The 1258-nt window shown below is 68.1% G+C and carries 1 protein-coding gene and 2 pseudogenes; 2 read left to right on the top strand and 1 reads right to left on the bottom strand.

Going from position 1 to position 1258, the window contains the following annotated elements; translation table 11 throughout:
* Nucleotides 1-121 (bottom strand): annotated as a pseudogene (locus ROTAS13_RS28370) (helix-turn-helix domain-containing protein); the annotation flags it as partial.
* A 384-nt stretch (nt 122-505) separates the two neighbouring features.
* Between ROTAS13_RS28370 and ROTAS13_RS26785 the strand changes: the two are divergent.
* Both ROTAS13_RS26785 and ROTAS13_RS24620 read left to right on the top strand, forming a co-directional pair.
* Entirely contained in the window at nt 506-745 is a 240-nt protein-coding gene (locus ROTAS13_RS26785; protein WP_126281742.1) for a hypothetical protein, read from the top strand.
* A pseudogene (locus tag ROTAS13_RS24620) lies at nt 735-1258 on the top strand (DNA polymerase Y family protein); the annotation flags it as partial. The gene ROTAS13_RS26785 and the pseudogene ROTAS13_RS24620, both read left to right, overlap by 11 nt.

Here is a 1258-nt window from a genome sequence, read left to right as displayed (position 1 = left end):
ACCGCAGAACCTTCCGGACCACCTTTCGCGAAATCCCGAGCTCACGACAGATCGCCTTGATCGACTTGCCCTGCACCCGGTGCAGGCGCCGGATCTTTGCCACTGTCTCCACGACCAGCATCCCAGCACTGGCTCCCGATCATCCCGGAAACCACTGTGAACCCCGCCGTCAGTGGGGTCCCGTTTGGACGCCGATCACCCCTCCAACAGGGTTCCTATTCCATGCCGATCCACACTGGAGAGGCATCAGGAGGGCGACCTGCACCTGGATCGCACGCTGCATGGCCTGGCGGACGCGGCGAGTCCGGAAGCGCGACTCACCGCCTCGAAGCGAACCCCGCCGGTCATGAGAGTGTGATCGGCGCGAGTCGCTGCATTTTCAGATTCACAAGGTGCGCCAAGGCCTTGTGGGTCACCACTTTTCAGCATGGGTGGCAAGGCGGCGCTACGGCGGCCCTATTCTATGTTCTTGTTATGTTCCGGATTCGCGGATTAGGTTGCCGGCATGTCCGAAGTGCCCCCCAGCAACCCTCCTGATGACTCCCATGCCCTATCTCCTGCCCAGCCGGAGGAGGTCACCGAAGCCTTGGCCTATGCCCTGCGCTACGACGAGCGCGGCCGACCCCGGCCGCATGGCGGCGAAATGATCGCGGGCCTCGCGGCCCGTCACCTCACCCAGCACCTCCAGCGCACCGGCTTCGTCCTGATGAAGCGCAGGCCCGGACGGCCGCATCGTGCCGGATAAGCGACGTGTCCTCGTCGTGCGCCTGCCGCTGCTCGCCATCGAACGCCTGCGACGGAGAGAGCCGTCGCTCCGTGACCGCCCGCTCGCGACCTGGCAGCAGCAGGGCAACCGGAGGCTGATCGCCTGCGTCGATGCGCCGCCGCTGCAGGCGGGTCAGGCCCTGGCCGACGCCCAGGCGATGCGGCCGGACCTCGTGCTGCAGCCGGCCGACCCGGCGGCGGAGGCGGCGCTGCTGGATCGGCTGGCGTGCTGGGCGCTGCGCTTCACGCCGCTGGTGGCGCTCGATGCACCCGATGCGCTGGTGCTCGACGTCACGGGCAGCACCGGACTGTTCGGCGGCGAGTCACACATGATGGCCGACGTCGCCGCGCGCTTCACCGCCGCCGGATACACGACGCAGCTTGCCATGGCCGGCAATGCCGATGCCGCCGCAGCCATGCTGCGGGCAGGCTTGCATGGTTGCATCGTGCCGCCGGGCGAGGATGCCGCCGCGCTGCGGACCGTGCCGGTGGC

Source organism: Roseomonas sp. TAS13, from assembly GCF_001950415.1.
Classification (GTDB): domain Bacteria; phylum Pseudomonadota; class Alphaproteobacteria; order Acetobacterales; family Acetobacteraceae; genus Roseomonas; species Roseomonas mucosa.
The sequence above is the reverse complement of the archived record's forward strand: the minus strand, read 5'-3'. Positions and strand labels throughout refer to the sequence as shown.

Coding starts and splice junctions, on each gene's coding strand:
- ROTAS13_RS26785 (WP_126281742.1), top strand. CDS start 506: ATGTCCGAAGTGCCCCCCAGCAACCCTCCTGATGACTCCCATGCCCTA.